The following is a 22,529-nucleotide window of genomic DNA, read 5'->3' on the forward strand; positions in this document are numbered from 1 at the left end:
GCTTATGCAGTATAGCATAAGTGCCTTTTTTCTTAAGGAGGTGTCCGATATGGATGTATACGAAAAATTAGAAGAATTACAGGAAAAAGCACTGCATGATGACACAATACGAAAGACATTATTAAAAACAAGGGAAGAAAAAGAACCGATTCTTGCCTTTTGCAAGCAATGTCAGGAACTAGGATATGAGATTTATCCGATGGAATTGATCAATGCTGGAGAAGAATTTTACGCAACAATGAGAAGAAGTACGAATGGTGGAGGAGAGAACTCGCCTAAATTAAGTGGTGAAGATGATATGTACGAATTGTTTATGACAGCGATCAAATAAGTGCATTGATAAGAATGCTTTGACATTCATGCAAGTAATATTTTCTTAAGAGAGATTCCGCAGGTAAGGATCAATGAACTATGCAAAGATACGTTGCTTCCTTATGCGAAACGATTAAATATTGACTATGTGTGGGTACATGGAGCTGCTACTGTGTTAGAAGCAACTTTTGCACATTCATTAAATATGATCGGAACTCCAGTGCTTGTCGTGGAGATGGGCGTTGGAATGCGCGTGACAAAAGAGTACTGCAAACAATTAGTGGATGGTATTTTTGTAGAGATGAAAGATCTTGGAATGTGGCAAGGAGAAGTTATTACACCGAAAGATCCGTTGATCTCCACGGATGGAGAAGTCCACTATCTGAATGCGGGATATGCAGGAATCTTTCTTCCAACGGTAGAACATTGGACAAATGTTAAAAAGGGAGATAAGATCGGAGAAATTCTAGATCCATTGGAGGGCGTTGTGAAAGAAGAATTATATTCAGAATGTGATGGAATATTATTTACACTAAGAGAATATCCGGTTGTAAGTGAAGGATCACTGATTGGACGTATTCTGGAAAGGCAGGCGTGAGAATGGAAAAAGTTTTACTCTATCAGATGGATTCTCTTTACAGGGATTCGTTTAAAATTTATGGATATCATTTTGGAGGAAATGAAAAAACAGTCTGTATTGTCGGTGCGATCCGTGGAAATGAAATTCAACAATTATATATGTGTTCCAATCTGATCAAAACGTTAAAATTATTGGAAGAAAGAAGATGCCTTGATGAGAATCTTGGAATTATGATCGTTCCTTCTGTTAATCCATATTCACTCAATACAAGTACAAGGTTCTGGGCAACGGATAATACAGATATCAATCGAATGTTTCCAGGATATGATCTGGGTGAGACAACACAAAGGATTGCAGACGGATTTTTCCAAAAAGTAAAAGATTATACTTATGGAATCCATTTTACAAGCTTTTATCTGGAAGGAAATTTCACTCCGCATGTCAGAATCATGAAAACAGGATATGAAAATGTAGAAGTGGCAAAAGAATTTGCAATGCCATATATTATGTTAAGAAATCCAAAACCTTATGATACGACAACTCTGAATTATGAATGGCAGGTATGGGGAACACAGGCATTTTCGATTTATACACCGGAAACAGATCAGGTTGATGTAAAACAGGCACGTTACGGAATTGATGCAGTGATCAAGTCGCCATGCGAGGGATGTTTGTTTTATCATGGATCCAATCCATTGATCTACTCGAATACTGCAATTGCAAAGATCATAAAGGATACAGATTTTATTTAAATGAATCTTGACGTATAAAATAAACTCTGTTAAAATGCCACTTAGTGATAAAGTAAAATATGATAGGGCATTGCGTATGCAATGCTACGGTTTGGACATCCATAATCCATTTTAAGTAAGGATTATGGATGTTTTTTGGCCTATAAAATAAGATTTGGAAAGGAGTTTTTATGGAAAACTATTTATTTGAAAAAATGTCAGTTCCAAAGGCATATATGAAACTTGCACTGCCAGTGGTATTAAGTATGATTGTATCATTAGTATATAACATGGTAGATACCTATTTTATCGCCCTGACAGGAGTGCAGGAACTGGTTGCCGGAGTGTCACTCGTAGCACCGATGTTTACCTTAATGATCGCATTTGGAGATATCTTCGGACTTGGAGGAAGTTCCGCGATTTCAAGATTGTTAGGAGAGAAGAAAGATAACGAGGCAAAGAAAACATGCGCATTCTGTATCTGGATATCTTTGGTATTTGGACTATGTATCAGTGCAATCCTATTATTATTCCGTACACAGATTCTCGGATTATTAGGAGTTGGCAAAGATACATACCAGTATGCCAATGCCTACTACACATGGATTGCGATTGGTGCAGTATCTATCATTTTCAGCATGGTGCCAAGCAATATCCTAAGAACCGAAGGATTAGCAGTCCAGTCAATGGCAGGATCAATTATTGGTTCCATTGTAAATATCATCTTTGACCCAATCTTTATCTTTGGATTAAACCAGGGGGCAGCAGGAGCCGCCATGGCAACAGTTCTTGGAAATATCATTGCAGATATTTATTATGTATATGCGGTGATGAAGAAATCAAAGAGACTGACATGTTCTCCATCCCATATGAAGGTCACAGGAAGAAGGATCAGAGATATCTTAATGATCGGAATTCCAGCATCGATCACAAATATCATGCAGACCTTTATGATGGTCATGACCAATAATTTTTTACTTACATATGGAACAGATAAAGTCGCAGCGATGGGAATCGCATTAAAGGTTAATATGATCACAGCCTTAGTACTCGTAGGATTTGCCTTCGGAGGACAGCCGCTGGTCGGATACAACTACGGGGCTAAAAATGAAAAAAGATTAAAAAATATCCTGAAATTTGCATATTTATTTGAAATGGGATTAGGACTATTATTTACGATTCTCATGTGTATTTTCGCACCACAGATCATCAAAGTATTTATGGATAAACCAGATATCATAACAAATGGAGCCATGATGTTAAGATTCCAGCAGATCGGAATGACCTTTATGTCCGTGAGCCTGATCTCAACCTGCGTATGTCAGGCCGTTGGAAATGCAGGAGGAGCTTTTGTTTTATCCATTAGCAGACAGGGTGTGATCTATGTATTAGCACTTTTTATCATGTCAAATGTGTTTGGATATACAGGAGTTTTGGTATCACAGGCGTGTTCAGACGTGGTTACAGCATTGATCGCAGCAGTTATTATGCTTAAGATCATGAAAAAACTTACAAATAAAAATGAATAAATATACGTTGCAAGAAGAGATCAAAAAAGCTGACAGTTTTACCATGTCAGTTTTTTTACAATTCTAAGAAACTTTTTCAAAGCTTCACTTGGCTCATTTGCATACATTAATCCATAAGGCAGAGTCAGATCTGTATCCAGAGGAATCGTAACAATATGTTGATTATCAAGATCATGCATAGAAATTTGTTTGTGATCACAAAGAGGGTGGTTCTTAGGAATGGCACAACAAATTGGTGTCCTGTCAAGTTCAAGAAACTGACAAAGTCTCTTCCAGTCAGCAGGCCCATAAATACCTTCAAACAGATCATATTTGCTTCCAAGAACGGAAAATGTTTCTCCTCTTTGCTGGTAGTCCGTCATTGGGAGAATTTCTATTTTTAAATCTGGATATTGCCCAATTTGGAAGCAACACAAAAACGATCATAAAAGATGAAAACAGCATGGTCATGATGATTTCCGATGAAACTGGAGAAGGTAAGATGACAGTTCATCAGATTCTGCCAGGTATCATGATCTGTTTTACCGATATGCATATGGAACAATGTATGTCCGAGTTTGAATTAAACAGCGGACAGAAAGTTCTATGCATCGACCAATGCAGAGAAGGACGCATCGAGATGGAAAAGATCCGTGCGATCCATGAGCAGATTACATCAAATTTACAAGTGAGAGTCACAATCGAAGAATTGTCAAAACAATACGATATGCCAGCAACAAGCATGAAAAAATGTTTTCGTGAAATTTATGGAGATTCCATTTATTCTTACCAGAAGAGATAACGTATGAATGTTGCAGCCAATCTGTTAATGGAAGATTCCAAAGTAGAGATTCAAGAAATTGCATTGAAAATGGGATACGAAAATCCAGGAAAATTTTCATCCGCATTTAAAAGCGTGATGGGCGTGACACCAGCCAAATATAGAAAGCATTAAAAAGATCAGCAAATCGGTCATTATTTTTCCAGAAGTTTTTTAATATAGTATCTGGTTTGATTTTATTTAATTTAGCCATAGCCGCAGCTCACTTTATCGAACGTACGTTTGTTGTGCGAGGTAAGTATAACATAAATAAAGAGAAAATAAAATATATTGACAAAAAAATATAAATAAAATATAATAATATAAACTTTATAAAATAAAGGAACTTTAAAAACAAAAGGAGATAGAGAAGATGGACAATAAAACATACGAAGAAGATTTTAAAATGATTCGATCAGCAATCGATGGAGCAAAGAATCCAATGAATCAATTAGGTGGATTTTTTAAAAGCTATGCAATTATTAATATGATAACCGTTGTGTTGTATTTAATCGTCAGTTTATATCAAGGATTCGTGAGGGAAATGTATATTGGGAGAATGATATGTTTTGTTTATTTGGCGTATTATATTTTCCGAATGTACAAAGAGGAAAAAAGCAATACTAATCATTATTATCAGGCGATGCTTTATATTTATGGAAGCGTTGTAGTTGTGATCCCAGTCATTTTATGGATTGCAGGAATTATCGGATCATTTACATTAAATAATGAAGCTTCTCAGGCAGGAAAAATGTTAGAAATGTTGATGAATTTACAGGTGTTTTCAGCAATTATCTTATTAAGTGTATCATTTTTAATTGTCAGTTTTGTACGTGATAACAAAATATATGCTGTATGTGCGATAGGTAATTTAGTCGTTTACCTGATCGCATTTGCGATAGATCAGGAATTATCAATTGGAAATATCGTGATACACTATCAAGATTTGTATTATTATGTTATGCTTATTATTGGCTATATGATATTAGCAAAATGTATAAGAAAAGAATGATTATAAATGAAAGAGGATATGTTACAGGGTGAAAGAATATCAAATACAGGAAGCATTTTGTTCAAAACTCAGACTACTGATCATCAGTCATCTGATCACAAAAAAATTGCTTTTTACAGAACTAAAGAAATTAACAAATGCATCGGACGGTAATCTTAGTATACAGCTGAAGAAATTAGAAAGCTGGGAATATGTTAAATCTGAAAAGAAACTAATGAATGGGAAAGCGGTAACACAATATGAAATCACAGAGATGGGAATTCAACAGTTTGAAGAATATGTTGATTTTTTGGAATCTGTGATTAAGGGTAAAGGTATCTAATATCAGAAGCATAAAAGTGTATTTGAATTAAAAATAAAAATCCGCTATACTTAAGACAAAGTATAGCGGATTTTGAACATTTCGTGGAGGTTTATATGGTAAATACTTTAAAACTGCCAGTAGGAATCGATAGTTTTGAAAAAATCAGAAAGAATCGTTTTTATTATATTGATAAGACAAAGCTTATAGAACAGTTGGTGGAAACAGGTGGCGAGGTTACTCTTTTTACACGTCCACGTCGTTTTGGTAAGACCTTGAATATGAGTATGTTACGCTCTTTTTTTGAAATAGATGCAGACGAATCATTGTTTGATGGATTATATATTACAAAAAATAAAGAACTTTGTGAAGAGTATATGGGAAAATATCCGGTTATTTCCCTTTCATTAAAAAGTGTGGATGGATTAACTTTTGAGGATGCCAAGTATCGCATGACAGAGTTGATAGGTCTAGAAGCAGAGCGGTTTGGATTTTTGGAAGATAGTGAACATCTGTCAGAAAATGAGAAAAAACGATACAAAGCTATTATTTCATTAAATAATGGTATGAATACAATGAATGAAAAAATGCTGATATCAAGCCTTCAGGTTTTGTCGCAATTATTGTACAAGCATTTTGGAAAAAAGGTGATCATTTTGATTGATGAGTATGATGTCCCTTTGGATAAGGCTTTTCAGAATGGCTTTTACAGAGAGATGGTGTCATTGATCAGAGGTCTTTTCGGAATGGCGTTGAAGACCAATGATAGTTTACAGTTTGCGGTTTTGACAGGTTGTATGCGGATTTCTAAGGAAAGCATCTTTACAGGTCTTAATAATTTTGAGGTTTTATCAATCTTGAATGATCAGTATGATGAGAGTTTTGGATTTACAGATGCTGAGGTCAAAAAAATATTGAATGATTACAATCTTAAAGATCATTATTTAGAAGTCAAAGAGTGGTATGACGGTTATCATTTTGGAAATATTGATATATATTGTCCATGGGATGTAATTCAATATTGTAAAAGCTTATATTTAGATGTTTCTGCTAAGCCACAGGATTTCTGGTCCAACTCAAGTGGTAATGCTATCGTTCGTAGATTTATAGACAAGGCTGATATATCGACTAGAAACGAGATAGAACGTTTAATAGCAGGAGAGAGTATTGCAAAGGATGTTGTATCAGAACTCACTTATGATGAGATTGATAAAAGCATTGAAAATTTATGGAGTGTGCTTTTTACGACAGGATATCTGACACATAAAGGTTGTACAGAAAGTGGAAAATACCGTCTGGTAATTCCGAATAAAGAGGTTAGAAATCTTTTCGTAAAAAAAATCAGAGAGTGGTTTTCTGATGTATCAAGAAATGATGGAAAAACATTGGAAGAGTTTTGCAGTGCATTTGTAGATAAAGATTCCGAAAAGATAGAACAGATTTTTGGAGACTATCTCTGGAATACCATCAGTATACGTGACACAGCGGTGGCAAAAGAAAAGAAGGAAAATTTTTATCACGGTATTTTGCTTGGACTTCTAGGATACAAATCAAACTGGCTGATTAAGTCAAATGCAGAATCAGGAATTGGTTACAGTGATATATTAGTGGAGGTTCCGACCAATAGAACAGGAATTGTGATTGAGATAAAGTATGCAGAGGACGGAGATCTGGATGCAGCATGTGAAAAGGCATTAAAACAGATTGAAGAGAAAGATTATGTGGCAAAACTAAAACAGGATGGTATGAAAAATTTTATCAAATATGGAATTGCTTGTTTTAAGAAAATATGCAAAGTTGTAGTTGAATAGTAAATTGTAGTTTGAAGACAGAAATTATTGGTGGAATATTATAAAAAGAGATCATGTGCATGCAACCCACTCGCGTTCGGACTCCCACGTAGCTGTACTAAGCTTCTGAATGGTCTAACGACCATCCACTCGCTAAGTGCAGACGTGTCCGTACGGTTGCTGACACATGATCTCTTTTTATAATATTCAAATAATTTACGTGATTCAAATCACTATACAGTGTGTATGTTATATGATATTGATTAACAATTTTTGTATTCGTAAACGGGAATTTAAAGAGATGCATAAGCACCGATTTATCGAGATGTTTGGGAATATAATAAACACTTATCTTCTGTCTTGAAAAAATTAATTTACATCCAATATCATTCTCCATGCACATTCGGTAGTGGTTTCGATTACGTAAATTATTTGAATATTATAAAAAGGGTTATCTGTCTGAGACCGTAGGAACACGCCTGCACTTAGTGAGTGGATGGTCGTTAGACCATTCAGGAGCTTAGTACAGCTGCGTGTGAGTCGAGCGAGAGCACGTCGCAGACAGATAACCCTTTTTATAATATTCCACCAATAATTTCCGTCATCAAACCAGCAAATTAAAATTTCTATGTAGTATCATATAATAATTCCGTATATATAACCAGATGATCATCAAAATAAACAAAGGAAGGGCAAGGATATGGAAGATCAAAAGATCATAGATCTATATACAAACCGTGAAGAAAGAGCAATTCACGAAACAGATAAAAAATACGGACGATTATGTACAAGCATTTCCATGGGAATCTTAAATGATATCAGAGACAGTGAAGAATGTGTCAGTGATACATGGCTTACCTTGTGGAATCAGATACCGCCCAAGAAACCGAATCCATTCAAAGCGTATATCTGCAGGATCATAAAAAATCTATCATTAAAACGCTATGAATATCATCATGCAAAAAAGAGAAACAGCCAGTATGATCTTTCACTGGAAGAATTAGAAGAGTGCATCAGCAAAGAACAAAATGTAGAAAATCAGATTGAATTACGGGAATTAAAATGGATCATTGCAAAGTTCATAGAGGAACTGCCAAAAGAAAAAAGAATTTTATTTTTAAGAAGATACTGGTTTTTGCAATCGGTCTCAGAAATGGCGAGAGATTATGAAATAACTCCAAAGAATATGTCAGTCAAACTGTTAAGGATCAGAAAAGAGTTAAAAGAATATCTGAAAGAGGAGGGATTTGAAATATGAAAGACAATAAGGATGAGGAAAAAACATTATTTCAGGCAATCGATGCAGTGGATGATAAATTTTTGATGGAAACATTGAAAGATATGGAAAAGAGAAAGAACCAAAACCACAAACAGCAATTAAAATTTAAGCAAATGACACCAATGGTTAAAGCAGCAACGATTGCATTGATCTGTTTTCTGACCTTAGGAATAAGTGTTAGCGTGGCAGCAGCGACATCGAAAACATTTCGGCAGTGGATTCAAAAGACATTTATGTCACAGACGATATATAAAGTAACACAAACCAAAGATGTCAGTGATCATAAGAAAAACCACAAGATTGTGCTAAAAGATAACATGGAAATCAAACAAGGACACAACCAAAGCTTTATCTGTCAGTATCATTACGAAGGAAAATACGATGTCGAAGTGACAGACAAAGTATATACAATTGAAGGGAATCATTTAAAAGAATTAAAACCAGAGAAAAAATGGTTCCATGGAATTTATAATGGAAGGAAATTTTCATTTCAGTATGCAGTGATTCGTGGAGAAATTTATGTATACAATGTGAAAGGAAATATCAGTGATATTTTCTGGAAAGTATGGGATGAAGATACGATTTATGTTTCTTTATATCATATGAATAAAAAAGATGATATCATACAAAAAGAATGTATTGCAAAATTAAATCTTAAAACAGGAAAAGTAACAAAGATTACAGATGACACCAAAATCTGCAATATGGAGATGTCACCAGATGGGGAATGGATTTTGTTAAATTACAGAAGCAAAGGATATTGGAGTGCATTGAATCTTAAAACAGGAAAAGAAACCAAACAGCCAGGAATCAGTGGATATGCACACAATGAAGAAATTTGTTTTATTGGAAAAGACAAGATTGTAGCAATGGGAAATCCTGTCATGACAAAAAATTCTGAATACAACGTCTGGAATAAAATTAATCTAAAAACAGCCAAAGCGACAAAACAATGGGATGACCGCTCCAAAGAAGAACAATATTCAAATAACGAATGGTATGTATACAAAGAAAAGAAAGGAAAGTTACATTTAAAACATCTGGCATATGAAACATCCATTGATATTCCAGATGTCAAAACAGTACATATTATTGATGATGCTGGAGATTATGTTTTATTTGATGATGATCAAGGTAATGATTATTTGTGTAATCTAAGAAATAAGACATATAAGAAATTTATATTGCCAAAGAAATTTAGAGATGATACGCAAATGTATCTGGCAGGAAAAGAGAAGAAGATGCTGGTGCAACATGGAAAAGAAATATATTTGATCGATATTAGTGATATGTATAAAAACATCCAACCAAGGAAATAATACCACTATTATTTTCATAAAGAAGGATGTGACAAAAATTGAAAAATCGTTTATGCATTGAAAATGTTATCGGAAGGGAAGTTTTAGATTCCAGAGGAAATCCAACGGTAGAAGTCGATGTACTTTTAGAAAATGGAGCCTTGGGAAGAGCGATTGTCCCTTCTGGTGCTTCCACAGGAAAATATGAGGCGTTAGAGTTAAGAGACCGCGAAAAAAGATACCGTGGATTAGGTGTTGAAACAGCTGTTAATCATGTGAATCATAAGATTGCAGACCGCTTGACTGGCAAAAATGCACTCAATCAGATTGAGATCGATCAGATTATGTTAGAAGCAGATGGAACCCCAAACAAAGAAAGATTTGGGGCAAACGCAATCCTTGGAGCATCACTTGCAACTGCTAAGGCAGCCGCTTGTGGACTAGGTTTACCGTTATACCAGTATCTCGGAGGCAGCTTTGCATCCAAACTTCCGATACCAATGATGAACATATTAAATGGAGGAAAACACGCAGATAATACCGTTGATTTTCAGGAATTTATGATTGCACCAGTTGGTGCAGACTCTTTCAAAGATGCTTTGATGATGGGAACTGATGTTTATCATACATTAAAATACATTTTGAGGAGAAATCATTTAAATACAGGTGTTGGAGATGAAGGAGGTTTTGCCCCGAATCTGGAAAGCTCAGAACAGGCATTAGATCTTTTGGTGCAGGCAATTGAACAGGCAGGATATAAAACAAAAGAAGAAATAGCAATCGCTATGGATTGTGCTGCATCAGAAATCTATAATGAAGATGAGAAAGTTTATCATTTTATGGGAGAAAGCAGGATGGCAGGCAAGGAAGTAAGAAGAAATTCTGAAGAAATGGTGCAGTATTATGAAAAGCTTGTCGAAGATTATCCAATCTTTTCCATTGAAGATGGATTAAATGAAGAAGATATGCCAGGTTGGAAAGTATTGACCTACCGTCTTGGAGAGAAGATCCTGCTAGTTGGAGATGATTTATTTGTAACAAATGTTGCACGGCTAAGAGAAGGAATTAAGGAAAATATTGCAAACAGTATTTTGATCAAGCCAAATCAGATTGGAACATTGACAGAGACATTAGATGCCATTGAGACAGCTGCAAAATCAAACTACAAAACAATCATTTCTCATAGATCAGGGGAAAGCGAAGATACGACGATCGCAGATATTGCAGTTGCAACGAATGCAGGACTGATCAAAACAGGAGCACCTTGCAGATCTGATCGTACTGCAAAATACAATCGTTTATTACGTATTGAAGAAGAGCTTGGAAGCTTATCAAAATATGGCTGGTAAAAGGATAAAAATGTAAAAATTATGCAAAGTATTGTTGTTTTCCTTGCAAGTTTGATATGTATATGTTAGAATGAACCACAGTGAATGGAAATATATTAGGAGGCATATCGTGAAAACAGCATTAACTGTAATTTTTATTATAGCATCAATTTTATTAATCATATTAGTATTAATGCAAGAAGGAAAAGAGGCGGGATTAGGTTCTTTAACCGGTGCAGCAGATAGCGGAACATACTGGAGCAAGAACAAAGGTCGTTCTAAGGAAGGAACACTGATCAAAGTGACAACATTCTTTACGATCGTATTTTTCGTAACAGCAGCAATCCTTTGCTCAAGATTTATTTAGAGAAAAGATAAGCACTTCTTAAACTTGTTTTAAGAGGTGCTTTTTATGTCGAAGAGAATTTCCATAAAAAGATTAAGAAGATTTAAATATACAGGAGAACGTAATGACAGATAAACGATTTAACAGAAAGAAGAAAATTAAAGCGTTGATCAACGATCCGTATTATCAGCCAATGAAACAAAGAGAGATCGGATACCTGATGCAGGTAGCTCCAGAAGATCGTGACGAGTTTGTTGAGATTTTGAATGAACTGGTAGAAGAAGGATCGATTGAAGTAAGTAAACGTGGAAAATACATGCCGCCAAGTGTGAAGACGGTCAAAGGAACATTCAGTTGTACAAGCAAAGGTTTTGGGTTTGTGACTGTGGAAGGGGAAGATGACGATTATTACATTCATGAGAAGAACATGAATGGAGCTTTCCATGAAGATACGGTCTTAATGCAGGTATTGGACGATCATCCAACTTCTGGAAGAAGAAAAGAAGGAAAGATCATCAAGATTTTAGAGAGAGGAATCAAGACAGTGGTCGGAACTCTTCAGAAAAACCAGAACTTTGGGTTCGTGATTCCAGATAATTTAAGATTTGACAGTGATATTTTTGTATCCAAATCTCAGTGCAAGAATCTTACCAGCGGATTTAAAGTGATGGTAGAGATCACAGATTATGGAGATGCCAGAAGAAGTCCAGAAGGAAAGATCATTGAAGTTTTAGGACATAAAGATGATCCAAGAGTTGATATTTTATCAATTGTCAAAGCTTATGGAATCCCAACCCAGTTTGAAGATGATGTCAAACAGCAGGTTGATACGATTCCATCACAGATCAAAGCATCTGACTACAAAGACCGTATGGATATCAGAGACTGGCCAATGGTAACGATCGATGGAGAAGATGCGAAGGACTTAGATGATGCGATTACATTATCAAGAAAAGGAAAGAATTATTTACTTGGAGTACATATCGCGGATGTATCCGAATATGTAACAGAGTACTCTCCATTAGATAAAGAAGCGTTAAAACGAGGAACAAGTGTATATCTTGTAGACCGTGTGATTCCGATGCTTCCACATCAATTATCGAATGGAATCTGTTCCTTAAATCAGGGATGCGACAGACTGGCATTAAGTTGTATCATGGAAGTTGATCCAAGTGGAAAGGTTGTCGATCATCAGATCGCAGAGACATTGATCAACGTCGATCATCGTATGACATATACATCCGTAGCTAAAATCTTGGATGGGGATATGGAAGAACGTAACAAATATGAAGATTTTGTAGAAATGTTTGAGTTAATGAATGAATTATCCGACATTTTAAGACATCGTCGTCATGAAAGAGGAAGCATTGACTTTGACTTTCCAGAATCTAAGATCATCTTAGATGAAAAAGGCCGTCCAGTTGATGTTTATCCACAGGTGAGAAATGCAGCAACAAAGATTATAGAAGATTTTATGCTGTGTGCCAATGAAACGATTGCGGAAGAATTTTACTGGAGAGAGATTCCATTTTTGTATCGAATTCATGAGATTCCAGACCATGAGAAGATTGATAAGTTACAGGTATTTTTACAAAACTTTGGAATTTACTTAAAGAGCAGTCATGATGAGATTCATCCAAAAGAAGTACAGAAGTTACTGACAAAGATTGAAGGAACACCAGAAGAACCATTGATCAGCCGTTTGACATTAAGATCTATGAAACAGGCAAAATATTCTGCATACAGCTCTATGCATTTTGGATTGTCCACAAGATATTACTGCCATTTTACATCACCGATCCGAAGATATCCAGATCTTCAGATTCACAGGATCATCAAGGAAACTTTGCATAATAAATTTACAACAAGACGATTCAGTCATTACGATGCAATTTTGCCAAAAGTAGCAGAACAGTCATCTAAGATGGAACGCCGTGCAGAAGAAGTTGAGAGAGAAGTATGTAAGCTTAAGAAAGCGGAATACATGAGAAGAAGAATCGGAGAAGTACATGAAGGAATCATTTCCGGTGTGACAAACTGGGGAATCTATGTAGAACTTCCAAATACGATCGAAGGAATGGTTCATGTATCCATTCTTCCGGGAGACTATTATTACTATGATGAGAAGACCTATTCCATGGTAGGAGAAAGAACTGGAAGAACATTTAAATTAGGAGAGAAGGCGAAAATCCGTGTCAAAGATGTGGATATGATGCTTAAGAATATTGATTTTGAGTTAGTGGAGGATGAGGATTATGAGTAAAGCGAAGACGGATGGAATTAAACTCATAGCAAATAATAAAAAAGCAAGACATGATTATTTTGTAGAAGACAGTTTTGAAGCAGGGATCGTACTTCATGGAACTGAAGTAAAATCTTTAAGACAAGGACACTGCAGCATCAAAGAATCCTTTGTTGATATTGATAATGGGGAAGTGTTCATTCATCAGATGCATATCAGCCCTTATGAAAAAGGAAATATCTTCAACAAAGATCCACTTCGTACAAGAAAACTATTATTGCATAAATCGGAGATTTCCAAGATGATCGGACAGATCAATCAGAAGGGATATACATTGATTCCATTAAAAGTATACTTTAGTGGAAGTTTGGTGAAAGTTCAGATCGGATTATGCAAAGGTAAGAAACTCTACGACAAACGACAAGATATCTCAAAGAGAGATCAGTTAAGAGAAGCACAGAGAGACTTCAAAGTAAGAAACTTTGGATAATTTCAAGGAAGATTAAAGATTGTATAAGAAGTTATACAAAAAGACTTGACATCCTATATAAGAGACTATATAATATAATTTCGAGACTGGGAAGGCTCTCAGTCTCTAACCAAGCTTATTAATTCCGGGCTAGTAAAGGTTTCGACAGGGGTTATGAAGCTTGAGGAGCCATTGGGAGGGACCACCTTACGGTACAAACTTAAATATAAACGCAGATAATAAATTAGCGTACGCTGCCTAGTTTGCAGCAGTCAGCTCTAGATCACCTGTAGTCTGGAATCCTGGCTTCAAACATGCAGGACCCTTGACCGGTCAAGCTTTGTGCCGGTTAAAGTATTGATGAAGCTACTGAAGCTGTGATCCTGTTAGTCGGAGCACGGTAGAGGGAATGAAAGAAGACTGACTGTAATGGGAGAGCCTCATGTGAATTGGCTTTTGGACGCGGGTTCGATTCCCGCCTAGTCCATTCTTAAACCTCACGTTTTTACGTGGGTTTTTCTTTTTTCGTGTTGCATTCGTGTTGCAATATATTTTCAAAGTATGCATCAATCGTATCATCAACCTTGATTCGTTCGGATGAAAAGGTCTGCTGATATACAGGCACGTTCGATCTGACGGGAACGGATCTTTCGCTGATAAGCTTTATATTTCGGAGAATAAGTGATGATCAGATTTTCATCCATGTTCTCAGTGACAACAGGGATTTTTTTATATTGTAGAAATGAGAGATGAACTTGCTCCAGATGCGAACATCAGACATAGACCACTTTTATTAGAGAAAATTGATAAATATGTGACAGTGATCGGAGATGCATCGGAAGTTTCTACGATTACAAATGCTGTGTATGAAGGGTATCCTGTGGCGTTAGATATCTAGAGAAATAAAAACATATTTATAAGAAAAATCATAAAGGCATTGGATGTTTTTTAGAAATATCTGGTGCCTTTATTTTGTGCTATAATGAGAATAAAAATTGATAGAATAAAATGTAAGGGGAGAAAATAAGTGAAACGATGTAAAATTACTGCAATCCGTAAAACAGAATATAAAGACTTAATGGAAAAGTATGAAAATCCTATGGAGAATGCTTGCGATATAGAAGAGGGGCAAGTATTTATTGCAGAAGGATGGAAACGACCAGAAGGATTTTGTGAAAGTGCATGTGAGAGTATCTCTCCGTTTGTTATGACATTAGTTTATGGAGGCAGCGATATTTATGAAGGATGGATGAAAAATAAAAAATCAGCAATGATCAGCTGTAATGATGGATTCCGCCCGGTTAGTTTTTATATCGAAGTGTTGGAAGATGAAAGAAGCTAGAGTTTTATTTTAAGAAGGAATATGGTACTATTGATTATAAATATGGGGTGTAGATGTTAAATTAATATGGGACAGATTATAATACAACATTGAGAAACAAGGAAAGGCGGAGGCACTTATGGCAGAACAGATTAGAAGGACAAAATGAGATGGTGCGGCAATCCAGATTTGTAATTATGAGAATGTACAATAATTTTCATTTGACTTTTTCAAAAAATCAAAATATAATAAAAAACGAACGAGTAGCAAACGAGCGTAAATCCAGTTTTTGCTACTCGTTTTTCTATTTTTACAATCATAAAATGTCATTAAAAAGTGTGTAGCCAATCAGCGTAAGACCAGCTTATTCTGATGAACTACATTCTTTTTTTATGCAAAAAAGGAGGAAAAATTAAAAATGGCAGAAAGTAACAAGATGAAGGATATGCCAGTCAATAAGCTCATGATCCAGATGGGAATTCCAATGATCTTATCAATGGCATTGCAGGCAGTCTACAATATTGTAGATAGTGCTTTTGTAGGTAACATGAGAGCAGGAAGCGAGGCAGCCCTAAATGCCTTGACGCTTGTATTTCCAGTTCAGATGCTGATGGTTGCGGTAGGGATTGGAACAGGAGTAGGAACCAATGCACTTCTTGCAAGAACACTCGGACAGGGAAATCATAAAAAAGCAGGTAAGGTTGCTGGAAACAGTTTGTTTTTAGGCGGGATCATTTATGTGGTCTGTTTGCTCTTTGGAATCTTTGGAGTTAAAACATACATTTCATCACAGACGGTTGATCCGCAAGTAATCTCTATGGGAACAAGTTATCTTAGGATATGCTGTATCATTTCCATGGGAATCATTTTCTTTTCTCTATTTGAAAAGTTGTTACAGGCAACAGGGCGTTCGCTCTATTCAACAATCGGTCAGGTTGCGGGAGCAGTGGTAAATATCATCCTTGATCCGATCATGATCTATGGGATTGGACCTGTTCCAGAAATGGGGGTTCAAGGTGCAGCTTATGCAACAGTCATCGGACAGGTAGTGTCAACAGTGTTATTGTTTATCTTTCATATGAAATTAAACAAAGAATTTGAGCATGGAGCAAAGTATATGAAGCCAGATGCTGGAATTATCAAAGAAATATATGCAATCGGACTTCCGGCGATCATTGCACAGGCATTGATGTCAATTATGGTATATGTAATGAACCTTATTTTGAAGTTCAGTCCTTCCGCTCAGACAGCCTACGGATTGTTTTATAAAGTACAGCAGTTTGTTTTATTCTTAGCATTTGGACTAAGGGATGCGATTACACCGATCATAGCATTTGCTTATGGGATGGGAAGTAAAAAGAGGATAAAAGATGGAATCAAATATGGATTGATGTACACGAGCGTATTGATGATCTTTGGAATTTTGATCACAGAAATATTCCCAAGTTCTTTTGCAACATTATTTAATGCAGGAAGTTCCAGAGAATATTTTATCGGAGCAATGAGAATTATTTCAATTAGTTTTATTTTCGCAGGAATCAATGTAGCATATCAGGGAATATATCAAGCATTGGATGGTGGTATGGAATCACTGATTATTTCACTTCTCAGACAACTTGTGATCATATTACCTCTGGCAGGAATCTTTTCAATTTTTGTAAGAAAAGGACGAGCAGGAGTATCTTTGATCTGGTGGGCATTCCCAATTACAGAATTTGCAGCATGTCTGATCGGATTTGTCTTTTTAAAGAAAATCCAAAAAATAAAAGTAGAGCGATTAACACATTAAGGAGGAAGGTATTATGGCAAAAAGAATCATTACAATCAGTAGAGAATTTGGAAGCGGTGGACGATTTATCGGAGAAGAAGTAGCACAACAGCTTGGAATTGCTTATTATAGTGAAAATATTATAGATCAGATTGCGCAACAGTCAGGATTATCACCAGAATATATCGAAGAAAATGCAGAATTATCCCCAAAGAAAGGATTTTTTGCCTATGCATTTTCGGGTCGTGATATTACAGGGAAATCCGTGGACGATATGCTGTATGAGGCACAGAGAAAGGTAATCTTGGAAATTGCAGAAAAAGAACCATGCGTTATGATTGGGAGAAATACTGATTTTATACTGAAGGGTAGAGATGATGTGTTAAATGTGTTTATACATGGAGACATGCCAGAGAAGATCAAACGTATTTGCAAGTTATATAATGTTACAGAAGACGGGGCAGTAAAACTTATAAAGGATACAGATAAAAGACGAAGGACAAATTATAATTTCTATACAGAACAAAAATGGGGGATGGCAAGTAATTATACATTGTCATTAAACAGTTCGCAGTTGGGATATGCAAGGTGTGAGAAGATGATCATGGGTTGTGTGGATATTTGTTAGATTATAGGAATTTTTCTTATTATCTCATATAGGAAATATTTTTTGAATCTGATATACTAAAACTATAAGGAGGAATATAAAAATGGAATTTCAAACGATGGGAACAAAGTTATCAAAGTAAACAAGATGAAATTCATCAGATAGGAGAGTATCTGCAAAAGCAAGGAATAGAAAAAATAACGCTTATTGTCGCTTCATCAATTGGAGCAGATTTAGGACTCACATTTCTTTCTCAGATGAAAATTCCAATTGAGCATACTTTTTTGATGGAGGTCAATTTGCACAGATTTCAAGATGAGAATCATATGCATATGCAGATTCTTGATCCAAAAGGTTTTGCTAAGATGTTAGATTCTATCATCCGTACAGGAAAGTTGATGAGAATAGTTAGTGAACACTAATGAAAGGGAGAAAAGAAGAATGAATGAAAAAGCAAATTATGGAAACTGGGTACCTGAAAAAGCATTGTATATGTTATTTGGAGCAGTAATTGTTTTAGGTGTTATTGCGGTAGCAGTACAAGTAGCTTTAAGTGAAATGGTCATTGCAATCATAGTAGGCGTATTATGCATTTTGACTCTGGTAATGGCAATTTATATGCTGATCTGTCATGAAGCATTCGCATTTGGAAAAGGAAATATGATGGCAGGAGTACATGAACATCTGATTAAACATCTTGATTGGGATGGTGAAGGGAAACTTCTAGACATCGGATGCGGAGCAGCAGCACTTACTGTTCATTGCGCCAAAGCATTTCCAAAGGCACAGATCACAGCGATGGATCACTGGGGTGTGGAATGGAATTATGCAAAAGAGCAGTGCGAGAAAAATGCAAAGATTGAAGGAGTTGCAGACCATATCACTTTTCAAAAAGGAGATGCAGCAAAACTGGATTTCCCTGATGAGACATTTGATGCAGTAGTAAGCAATTTCGTGTTTCATGAAGTGCGAACAGCAAAAGATAAGAGGGATGTTGTAAAAGAAGCATTAAGAGTTTTGAAAAAAGGCGGTGTATTTTCTTTTCAGGATATGTTTTCACAGAAAGCATTGTACGGAGATATGGAAGAGTTTGTAAGAATCTTAAAAGAAGAAGGAATTTCAGAAGTTCACTACATAGGAAATCTGGAAAAGAAGCTAGACTTTATTCCGGGATTTGTAACAACACCATGGATGATCAGCGGGATGGGAATTATTTATGGGAAAAAATAGGACACAGTCAGGAAATTGTGATAAAATATAAGAAATTAATTAACAGGTTGAAAGAGGCTTCGGTATGCTGCAAAAGAGGGGGCAAATCCAGTTTAATAAAATTGGAAATTGCGAGAAAGGAGAAAAGTATGCTTACAATATTAAACTCAGAAAGCTTATGGATTGGAACAGACATGATACAATTTAATGCGATCAGGGATATCTTGGATCGGGAAAAGATTAAGTACAAATACAAAACATACAATCACTTAGGAGAATGGGCAGGATCAGGAACACTTCGTGGAAACTTTGGAAGTGTGGGGAATCCTACATCACAGTCCATACAGTATGAAATTTTTGTGGCGAGAAAAGACTTAGAAAAAGCACAGGCTGTAATGTGGAATTTGCTTAGATAAAGTAGATACATGATGATAATGAAGAAAGGAAAGATACTGTATATTACTAAAGTGATATGCAGTGCCATTCTTTTTATGGTATAATAAGAATATCATAAAAATTCATTGCAGACCGCATGATGTATGTTGCAGATTGGAGGCAAATATGAGCAGAAAAACAAGAACAAAAAGTAAGACAAGAAATAATGCAAAAAGCAGGGCAAAAAAAGCAACTGTTTCAACAGTGAAAAGTACAGATACAGAAGAGACTGTTATTCCAACAGCAGAACCTGCAATAATAAAAGAGGAAGTTGCACAACCAGAACCAAAAGAAGAAATCAAAATAGAAACGCCAGTAGAAGAAAATCAGGTTATTGAACAGCATGATCTTGGACCAAGAAGAAGTGTCGTTTTTATTGGCTCAGAATGCTATCCATTTGTGAAAACAGGAGGTCTTGGAGATGTAATGTCTGCACTTCCAAAGAGTCTTGCTAAATTAAATGTAGATGTGAAAGTAATCCTTCCAAGGTATAAATGCATTCCTTGGGAATACCAAGAAAAGATGGAATACAAAGGCTCTTTCTATATGGATCTTTGTTCTGATGGAAGACAATACTATGTAGGTATTATGGAGTATCAGGAAGATGGTGTAATTTATGATTTTATCGACAATGAGGAATTTTTCTCTTGGGGTAATCCGTATACAAATCTGATTGATGATATTCCAAAGTTCTGTTACTTTTCCAAGGCAGCATTGGCGGCACTGAATTATCTGGACTGGGTTCCTGATGTAGTACACTGCCACGACTGGCAGGCAGCGTTGGTACCACTTTATCTAAGAACATGTTTTGCAGATACAAATGTAGGACGTGCAAGTGCAGTACTTACGATACATAACCTAAAATTCCAAGGTATCTACGACAGAAAAATGATCCAATACTGGTCAGGACTTCCGGATTATGTATTCAACAAAGACTGCCTGACTCAGAACTGGCTGGATGCGAATATGTTAAAAGGTGGAATCACTTATTGTAATAGACTTACAACGGTAAGTAACACATACGCTGGAGAGATTCAGACAGAAGAATATGGAGAAGGACTTGCAGAGCACTTAAGATATCACCAGAATAAGATCAGAGGAATTGTAAATGGAATCGATATCAATATCTGGAATCCAGCCACAGACAAGCTGTTAAAAGCAAATTATGATGCAAAGACAGCAATCGAAAATAAAAAGAAGAATAAGAAAGCACTACAGGAATCTTTAGGATTAGAGGTCGACGAACACAAGATGGTAATCGGATTGATTTCTCGTCTTACGAACCAAAAAGGACTTGATCTGGTCAATGACGTAATTCCAGGCGTTATGGATGGAAATACACAGGTAGTTGTTCTTGGTACAGGTGATTCCTGGTATGAAGAAGCTTTCCGTTCTTACGAGAATCAATATAAAGGAAGTTTTTGTGCCTATATTGCTTACGATGAAAATGTTGCCCACAATATCTATTCTGGATGTGATGCACTTTTAGTTCCATCAAGATTCGAGCCATGCGGACTAACACAATTGATTGCTATGAGATATGGTGCGATTCCAATTGTCAGAGAGACAGGAGGACTTAGAGATACTGTTTGGCCATATAACATGTTTGATAATACAGGTAACGGCTTTACATTTGATCGATATGAAAGCGGACTTCTGTATGATACGATCAATAGAGCAAAGACATGCTACTTTGAGAATAGAGCAAGCTGGGATGATATGGTGATCCGTGATATGAATAAAGATGTATCATGGGAGACAAGTGCAAGACAGTACAAAGATATGTATGTAGAATTAACACCAAGATAAAATTGTGATTTGTTGATAGTGTTGCATGTATGAGTCAGAAAGAACAAGAGAAGAAATATTTATAAGAATAAAGGGTGACACTCCACATTTTTGAAAGCGTTTTTTACAAATCGCTGATCCGCGCCTGTTCCTTTGATAACTCCCTGGCTGCGAGCCAAAATGCCCGCAACTGCGGTCAGACAATCAACCACAGGGCGCTGCGAATTTGTAAAAAACGCATTCAAAAAGTGCTCATGTTGTCACCCTTTTTTCTTATAAATATTTCTTCTTATCATCTTTCTGACTCATACAACGAAACACTATTCAAACCACCACACAGTGTGTATGTTTTACTGTATTGGTATTTATAATAAACACTGTCTACCACTACAAAAATTGAAAAATAATAACATTTAACATACCCCCACTCAAGTTTTCCAATCTTGTAATTCAGTGCTGAAATCGGAATCTTTTGTGGTGATCGTCCATGGTTTTCTCAATAAGGGGATGACGGGCATAGGGATAGCCCGTCGTTATTGGCTATTTTTCTACATCATTGAGGAGCCAATATATTATCCTCATATTCTAGATAAAAAGATTCATACAATGGACTCTTAACAGTTCCGCCAAAGAAGTAACCTCTGTAACCTGCAGTTGGCCTTTTATAATATTTGGGTTTTGCTGTTATATGATAGTTTATACAAATTGTTGTGGCATTTTTTAAAGAAACCTTTCTACCATTTTTTATCTTTTTGGATTTATTTTTATAAAAGATTTCAATACTGTCCACCTTATAATTCTTGACAGTTTTAACAGTAATCTTTACTTTTGATTTTGGAGCAGTTCCTTTATCCCTTACCGTCCAATGGCCTTTTGCAAGAGCAGCATAATTTTTGGAGCCGATCTTTACACTTTTAAATACTCGAGAGTGCTTTTTGAATGTTACGGCACAAGACAGGTTATAGCTCTTTCCATTCTGTTTTACTGTAAAACGGAGTTTTGTTTTTTCGCCATCTTTTACATCATGTATGGAATCGGAATCTGATGTCGTTTGTACAAAAATAGCGTTAAGACCAGCTGCTTTTGATGCGGTATAATATTTGTTAGATGATTTTACATTTGTGATTACAGCGGACCTGGATAAATTCTTTATATAAATATATCCATCTCCTTCTGTGGGCATTTCATTTCCACTAATATAAGCATTATAAAACTCCAGAGTCTGTTTCTTCGGGCACTGAGGTGCCTTTGCTGCTGCGCTTACTGCTGTAGGTACTGCCAGGATTACGAAAAGGCATGCCAATAAGCTTACTAAAATGTTTCTTGTCTTTTTCACTTTGATTTTTCTCCTGATTATTTGGTTTTTTCATTTTGTGATGCTGTTA

Annotated in this window: 25 protein-coding genes and 1 other RNA gene; 24 read left to right on the forward strand and 2 right to left on the reverse strand. The window is 36.0% G+C overall.

Annotated elements, in window-relative coordinates; translation table 11 throughout:
• The first annotated feature begins 49 nt into the window (after positions 1–49).
• From QUE18_RS04835 to QUE18_RS04850, 4 genes are all read left to right on the forward strand, one after another.
• A complete protein-coding gene (locus QUE18_RS04835) occupies positions 50–331 on the forward strand; it encodes a hypothetical protein (RefSeq protein ID WP_015530868.1) in 282 nt (93 codons plus the stop codon).
• A 153-nt stretch (positions 332–484) separates the two neighbouring features.
• A complete protein-coding gene (locus tag QUE18_RS04840) occupies positions 485–910 on the forward strand; it encodes a succinylglutamate desuccinylase/aspartoacylase family protein (RefSeq protein ID WP_330380002.1) in 426 nt (141 codons plus the stop codon).
• Between the two features lie 2 nt (positions 911–912).
• The gene (locus QUE18_RS04845; RefSeq protein ID WP_286259363.1) at positions 913–1,644 is read left to right on the forward strand and encodes a M14 family metallopeptidase; all 732 of its coding nucleotides are present in this window, start codon (positions 913–915) and stop codon (positions 1,642–1,644) included.
• Between the two features lie 170 nt (positions 1,645–1,814).
• The gene (locus QUE18_RS04850; RefSeq protein ID WP_009203113.1) at positions 1,815–3,152 is read left to right on the forward strand and encodes an MATE family efflux transporter; all 1,338 of its coding nucleotides are present in this window, start codon (positions 1,815–1,817) and stop codon (positions 3,150–3,152) included.
• A 38-nt stretch (positions 3,153–3,190) separates the two neighbouring features.
• On the opposite strand, the gene QUE18_RS04855 is transcribed toward QUE18_RS04850, so the two are convergent.
• The gene (locus tag QUE18_RS04855; RefSeq protein WP_009203112.1) at positions 3,191–3,514 is read right to left on the reverse strand and encodes a type 2 periplasmic-binding domain-containing protein; all 324 of its coding nucleotides are present in this window, start codon (positions 3,512–3,514) and stop codon (positions 3,191–3,193) included.
• On the opposite strand from QUE18_RS04855, the gene QUE18_RS04860 reads away from it, so the two are divergent.
• The 20 genes from QUE18_RS04860 to QUE18_RS04955 all read left to right on the forward strand — a co-directional run bounded on the left by QUE18_RS04860 (position 3,514) and on the right by QUE18_RS04955 (position 21,165).
• On the forward strand, positions 3,514–3,933 hold the full coding sequence (locus QUE18_RS04860) for a hypothetical protein (protein WP_009203111.1): 420 nt from the start codon (positions 3,514–3,516) through the stop codon (positions 3,931–3,933). The two genes, QUE18_RS04855 and QUE18_RS04860, sit on opposite strands and share 1 nt — an antisense overlap.
• 3 nt (positions 3,934–3,936) lie before the next feature.
• Positions 3,937–4,086 carry a helix-turn-helix domain-containing protein gene (locus QUE18_RS04865; protein WP_008393515.1) on the forward strand — a complete coding sequence of 50 codons (150 nt, stop codon included), beginning with the start codon at positions 3,937–3,939 and terminating at the stop codon, positions 4,084–4,086.
• Positions 4,087–4,324: 238 nt separating this feature from the next.
• Positions 4,325–4,963: a hypothetical protein gene (locus QUE18_RS04870; protein WP_009203110.1), complete on the forward strand. Its 639-nt coding sequence runs from the start codon at positions 4,325–4,327 to the stop codon at positions 4,961–4,963.
• A 28-nt stretch (positions 4,964–4,991) separates the two neighbouring features.
• A complete protein-coding gene (locus QUE18_RS04875) occupies positions 4,992–5,285 on the forward strand; it encodes a transcriptional regulator (RefSeq protein WP_008393517.1) in 294 nt (97 codons plus the stop codon).
• A 95-nt stretch (positions 5,286–5,380) separates the two neighbouring features.
• A complete protein-coding gene (locus tag QUE18_RS04880; protein ID WP_009203109.1) occupies positions 5,381–7,075 on the forward strand; it encodes an AAA family ATPase in 1,695 nt (564 codons plus the stop codon).
• Between the two features lie 679 nt (positions 7,076–7,754).
• Positions 7,755–8,312, forward strand: a complete 558-nt coding sequence (locus QUE18_RS04885) for an RNA polymerase sigma factor (protein ID WP_008393519.1) — start codon at positions 7,755–7,757, stop codon at positions 8,310–8,312.
• Positions 8,309–9,652: a hypothetical protein gene (locus QUE18_RS04890; protein ID WP_009203885.1), complete on the forward strand. Its 1,344-nt coding sequence runs from the start codon at positions 8,309–8,311 to the stop codon at positions 9,650–9,652. The genes QUE18_RS04885 and QUE18_RS04890 overlap by 4 nt, the downstream gene beginning before the upstream one ends.
• Positions 9,653–9,690: 38 nt before the next feature.
• Positions 9,691–10,980 carry a phosphopyruvate hydratase gene (eno, locus tag QUE18_RS04895; protein WP_008393521.1) on the forward strand — a complete coding sequence of 430 codons (1,290 nt, stop codon included), beginning with the start codon at positions 9,691–9,693 and terminating at the stop codon, positions 10,978–10,980.
• 70 nt (positions 10,981–11,050) lie between these two features.
• Complete coding sequence (secG, locus tag QUE18_RS04900; protein ID WP_008393522.1) at positions 11,051–11,326, forward strand: preprotein translocase subunit SecG; 276 nt, start codon at positions 11,051–11,053, stop codon at positions 11,324–11,326.
• A 103-nt stretch (positions 11,327–11,429) separates the two neighbouring features.
• On the forward strand, positions 11,430–13,568 hold the full coding sequence (gene rnr / locus QUE18_RS04905) for a ribonuclease R (RefSeq protein WP_009203886.1): 2,139 nt from the start codon (positions 11,430–11,432) through the stop codon (positions 13,566–13,568).
• Positions 13,552–14,037: an SsrA-binding protein SmpB gene (gene smpB, locus QUE18_RS04910; protein ID WP_009203887.1), complete on the forward strand. Its 486-nt coding sequence runs from the start codon at positions 13,552–13,554 to the stop codon at positions 14,035–14,037. Before rnr ends, smpB begins: the two co-directional genes overlap by 17 nt.
• A gap of 126 nt (positions 14,038–14,163) precedes the next feature.
• Positions 14,164–14,506: a transfer-messenger RNA gene (gene ssrA, locus QUE18_RS04915) on the forward strand.
• Between the two features lie 252 nt (positions 14,507–14,758).
• Positions 14,759–14,914: a hypothetical protein gene (locus QUE18_RS04920; RefSeq protein WP_009203889.1), complete on the forward strand. Its 156-nt coding sequence runs from the start codon at positions 14,759–14,761 to the stop codon at positions 14,912–14,914.
• Between the two features lie 129 nt (positions 14,915–15,043).
• Complete coding sequence (locus QUE18_RS04925; RefSeq protein WP_009203890.1) at positions 15,044–15,358, forward strand: TIGR04076 family protein; 315 nt, start codon at positions 15,044–15,046, stop codon at positions 15,356–15,358.
• A 397-nt stretch (positions 15,359–15,755) separates the two neighbouring features.
• Positions 15,756–17,126, forward strand: a complete 1,371-nt coding sequence (locus QUE18_RS04930; protein WP_009203891.1) for an MATE family efflux transporter — start codon at positions 15,756–15,758, stop codon at positions 17,124–17,126.
• Between the two features lie 13 nt (positions 17,127–17,139).
• The gene (locus QUE18_RS04935) at positions 17,140–17,733 is read left to right on the forward strand and encodes a cytidylate kinase-like family protein (protein ID WP_009203892.1); all 594 of its coding nucleotides are present in this window, start codon (positions 17,140–17,142) and stop codon (positions 17,731–17,733) included.
• Between the two features lie 278 nt (positions 17,734–18,011).
• Positions 18,012–18,134 carry a hypothetical protein gene (locus QUE18_RS04940; protein ID WP_264292843.1) on the forward strand — a complete coding sequence of 41 codons (123 nt, stop codon included), beginning with the start codon at positions 18,012–18,014 and terminating at the stop codon, positions 18,132–18,134.
• Positions 18,135–18,153: 19 nt separating this feature from the next.
• The gene (locus QUE18_RS04945) at positions 18,154–18,942 is read left to right on the forward strand and encodes a class I SAM-dependent methyltransferase (protein WP_040344376.1); all 789 of its coding nucleotides are present in this window, start codon (positions 18,154–18,156) and stop codon (positions 18,940–18,942) included.
• A 128-nt stretch (positions 18,943–19,070) separates the two neighbouring features.
• Complete coding sequence (locus tag QUE18_RS04950; protein WP_009265063.1) at positions 19,071–19,337, forward strand: hypothetical protein; 267 nt, start codon at positions 19,071–19,073, stop codon at positions 19,335–19,337.
• A 145-nt stretch (positions 19,338–19,482) separates the two neighbouring features.
• Complete coding sequence (locus tag QUE18_RS04955; RefSeq protein WP_009203896.1) at positions 19,483–21,165, forward strand: glycogen synthase; 1,683 nt, start codon at positions 19,483–19,485, stop codon at positions 21,163–21,165.
• A 532-nt stretch (positions 21,166–21,697) separates the two neighbouring features.
• Here QUE18_RS04955 and QUE18_RS04960 read toward each other — a convergent pair.
• On the reverse strand, positions 21,698–22,480 hold the full coding sequence (locus tag QUE18_RS04960; RefSeq protein ID WP_009203970.1) for a hypothetical protein: 783 nt from the start codon (positions 22,478–22,480) through the stop codon (positions 21,698–21,700).
• Between the last annotated feature and the right edge of the window lie 49 nt (positions 22,481–22,529).

The organism is Anaerostipes hadrus ATCC 29173 = JCM 17467, from assembly GCF_030296915.1.
Taxonomy (GTDB): Bacteria; Bacillota; Clostridia; order Lachnospirales; family Lachnospiraceae; genus Anaerostipes; species Anaerostipes hadrus.

Coding starts and splice junctions, on each gene's coding strand:
- QUE18_RS04835 (WP_015530868.1), top strand. CDS start 50: ATGGATGTATACGAAAAATTAGAAGAATTACAGGAAAAAGCACTGCAT.
- QUE18_RS04845 (WP_286259363.1), top strand. CDS start 913: ATGGAAAAAGTTTTACTCTATCAGATGGATTCTCTTTACAGGGATTCG.
- QUE18_RS04850 (WP_009203113.1), top strand. CDS start 1,815: ATGGAAAACTATTTATTTGAAAAAATGTCAGTTCCAAAGGCATATATG.
- QUE18_RS04855 (WP_009203112.1), bottom strand. CDS start 3,514: ATGACGGACTACCAGCAAAGAGGAGAAACATTTTCCGTTCTTGGAAGC.
- QUE18_RS04865 (WP_008393515.1), top strand. CDS start 3,937: ATGAATGTTGCAGCCAATCTGTTAATGGAAGATTCCAAAGTAGAGATT.
- QUE18_RS04870 (WP_009203110.1), top strand. CDS start 4,325: ATGGACAATAAAACATACGAAGAAGATTTTAAAATGATTCGATCAGCA.
- QUE18_RS04880 (WP_009203109.1), top strand. CDS start 5,381: ATGGTAAATACTTTAAAACTGCCAGTAGGAATCGATAGTTTTGAAAAA.
- QUE18_RS04885 (WP_008393519.1), top strand. CDS start 7,755: ATGGAAGATCAAAAGATCATAGATCTATATACAAACCGTGAAGAAAGA.
- QUE18_RS04890 (WP_009203885.1), top strand. CDS start 8,309: ATGAAAGACAATAAGGATGAGGAAAAAACATTATTTCAGGCAATCGAT.
- secG (WP_008393522.1), top strand. CDS start 11,051: ATGAACCACAGTGAATGGAAATATATTAGGAGGCATATCGTGAAAACA.
- rnr (WP_009203886.1), top strand. CDS start 11,430: ATGACAGATAAACGATTTAACAGAAAGAAGAAAATTAAAGCGTTGATC.
- smpB (WP_009203887.1), top strand. CDS start 13,552: ATGAGGATTATGAGTAAAGCGAAGACGGATGGAATTAAACTCATAGCA.
- QUE18_RS04920 (WP_009203889.1), top strand. CDS start 14,759: ATGAGAGATGAACTTGCTCCAGATGCGAACATCAGACATAGACCACTT.
- QUE18_RS04930 (WP_009203891.1), top strand. CDS start 15,756: ATGGCAGAAAGTAACAAGATGAAGGATATGCCAGTCAATAAGCTCATG.
- QUE18_RS04935 (WP_009203892.1), top strand. CDS start 17,140: ATGGCAAAAAGAATCATTACAATCAGTAGAGAATTTGGAAGCGGTGGA.
- QUE18_RS04945 (WP_040344376.1), top strand. CDS start 18,154: ATGAATGAAAAAGCAAATTATGGAAACTGGGTACCTGAAAAAGCATTG.
- QUE18_RS04950 (WP_009265063.1), top strand. CDS start 19,071: ATGCTTACAATATTAAACTCAGAAAGCTTATGGATTGGAACAGACATG.
- QUE18_RS04955 (WP_009203896.1), top strand. CDS start 19,483: ATGAGCAGAAAAACAAGAACAAAAAGTAAGACAAGAAATAATGCAAAA.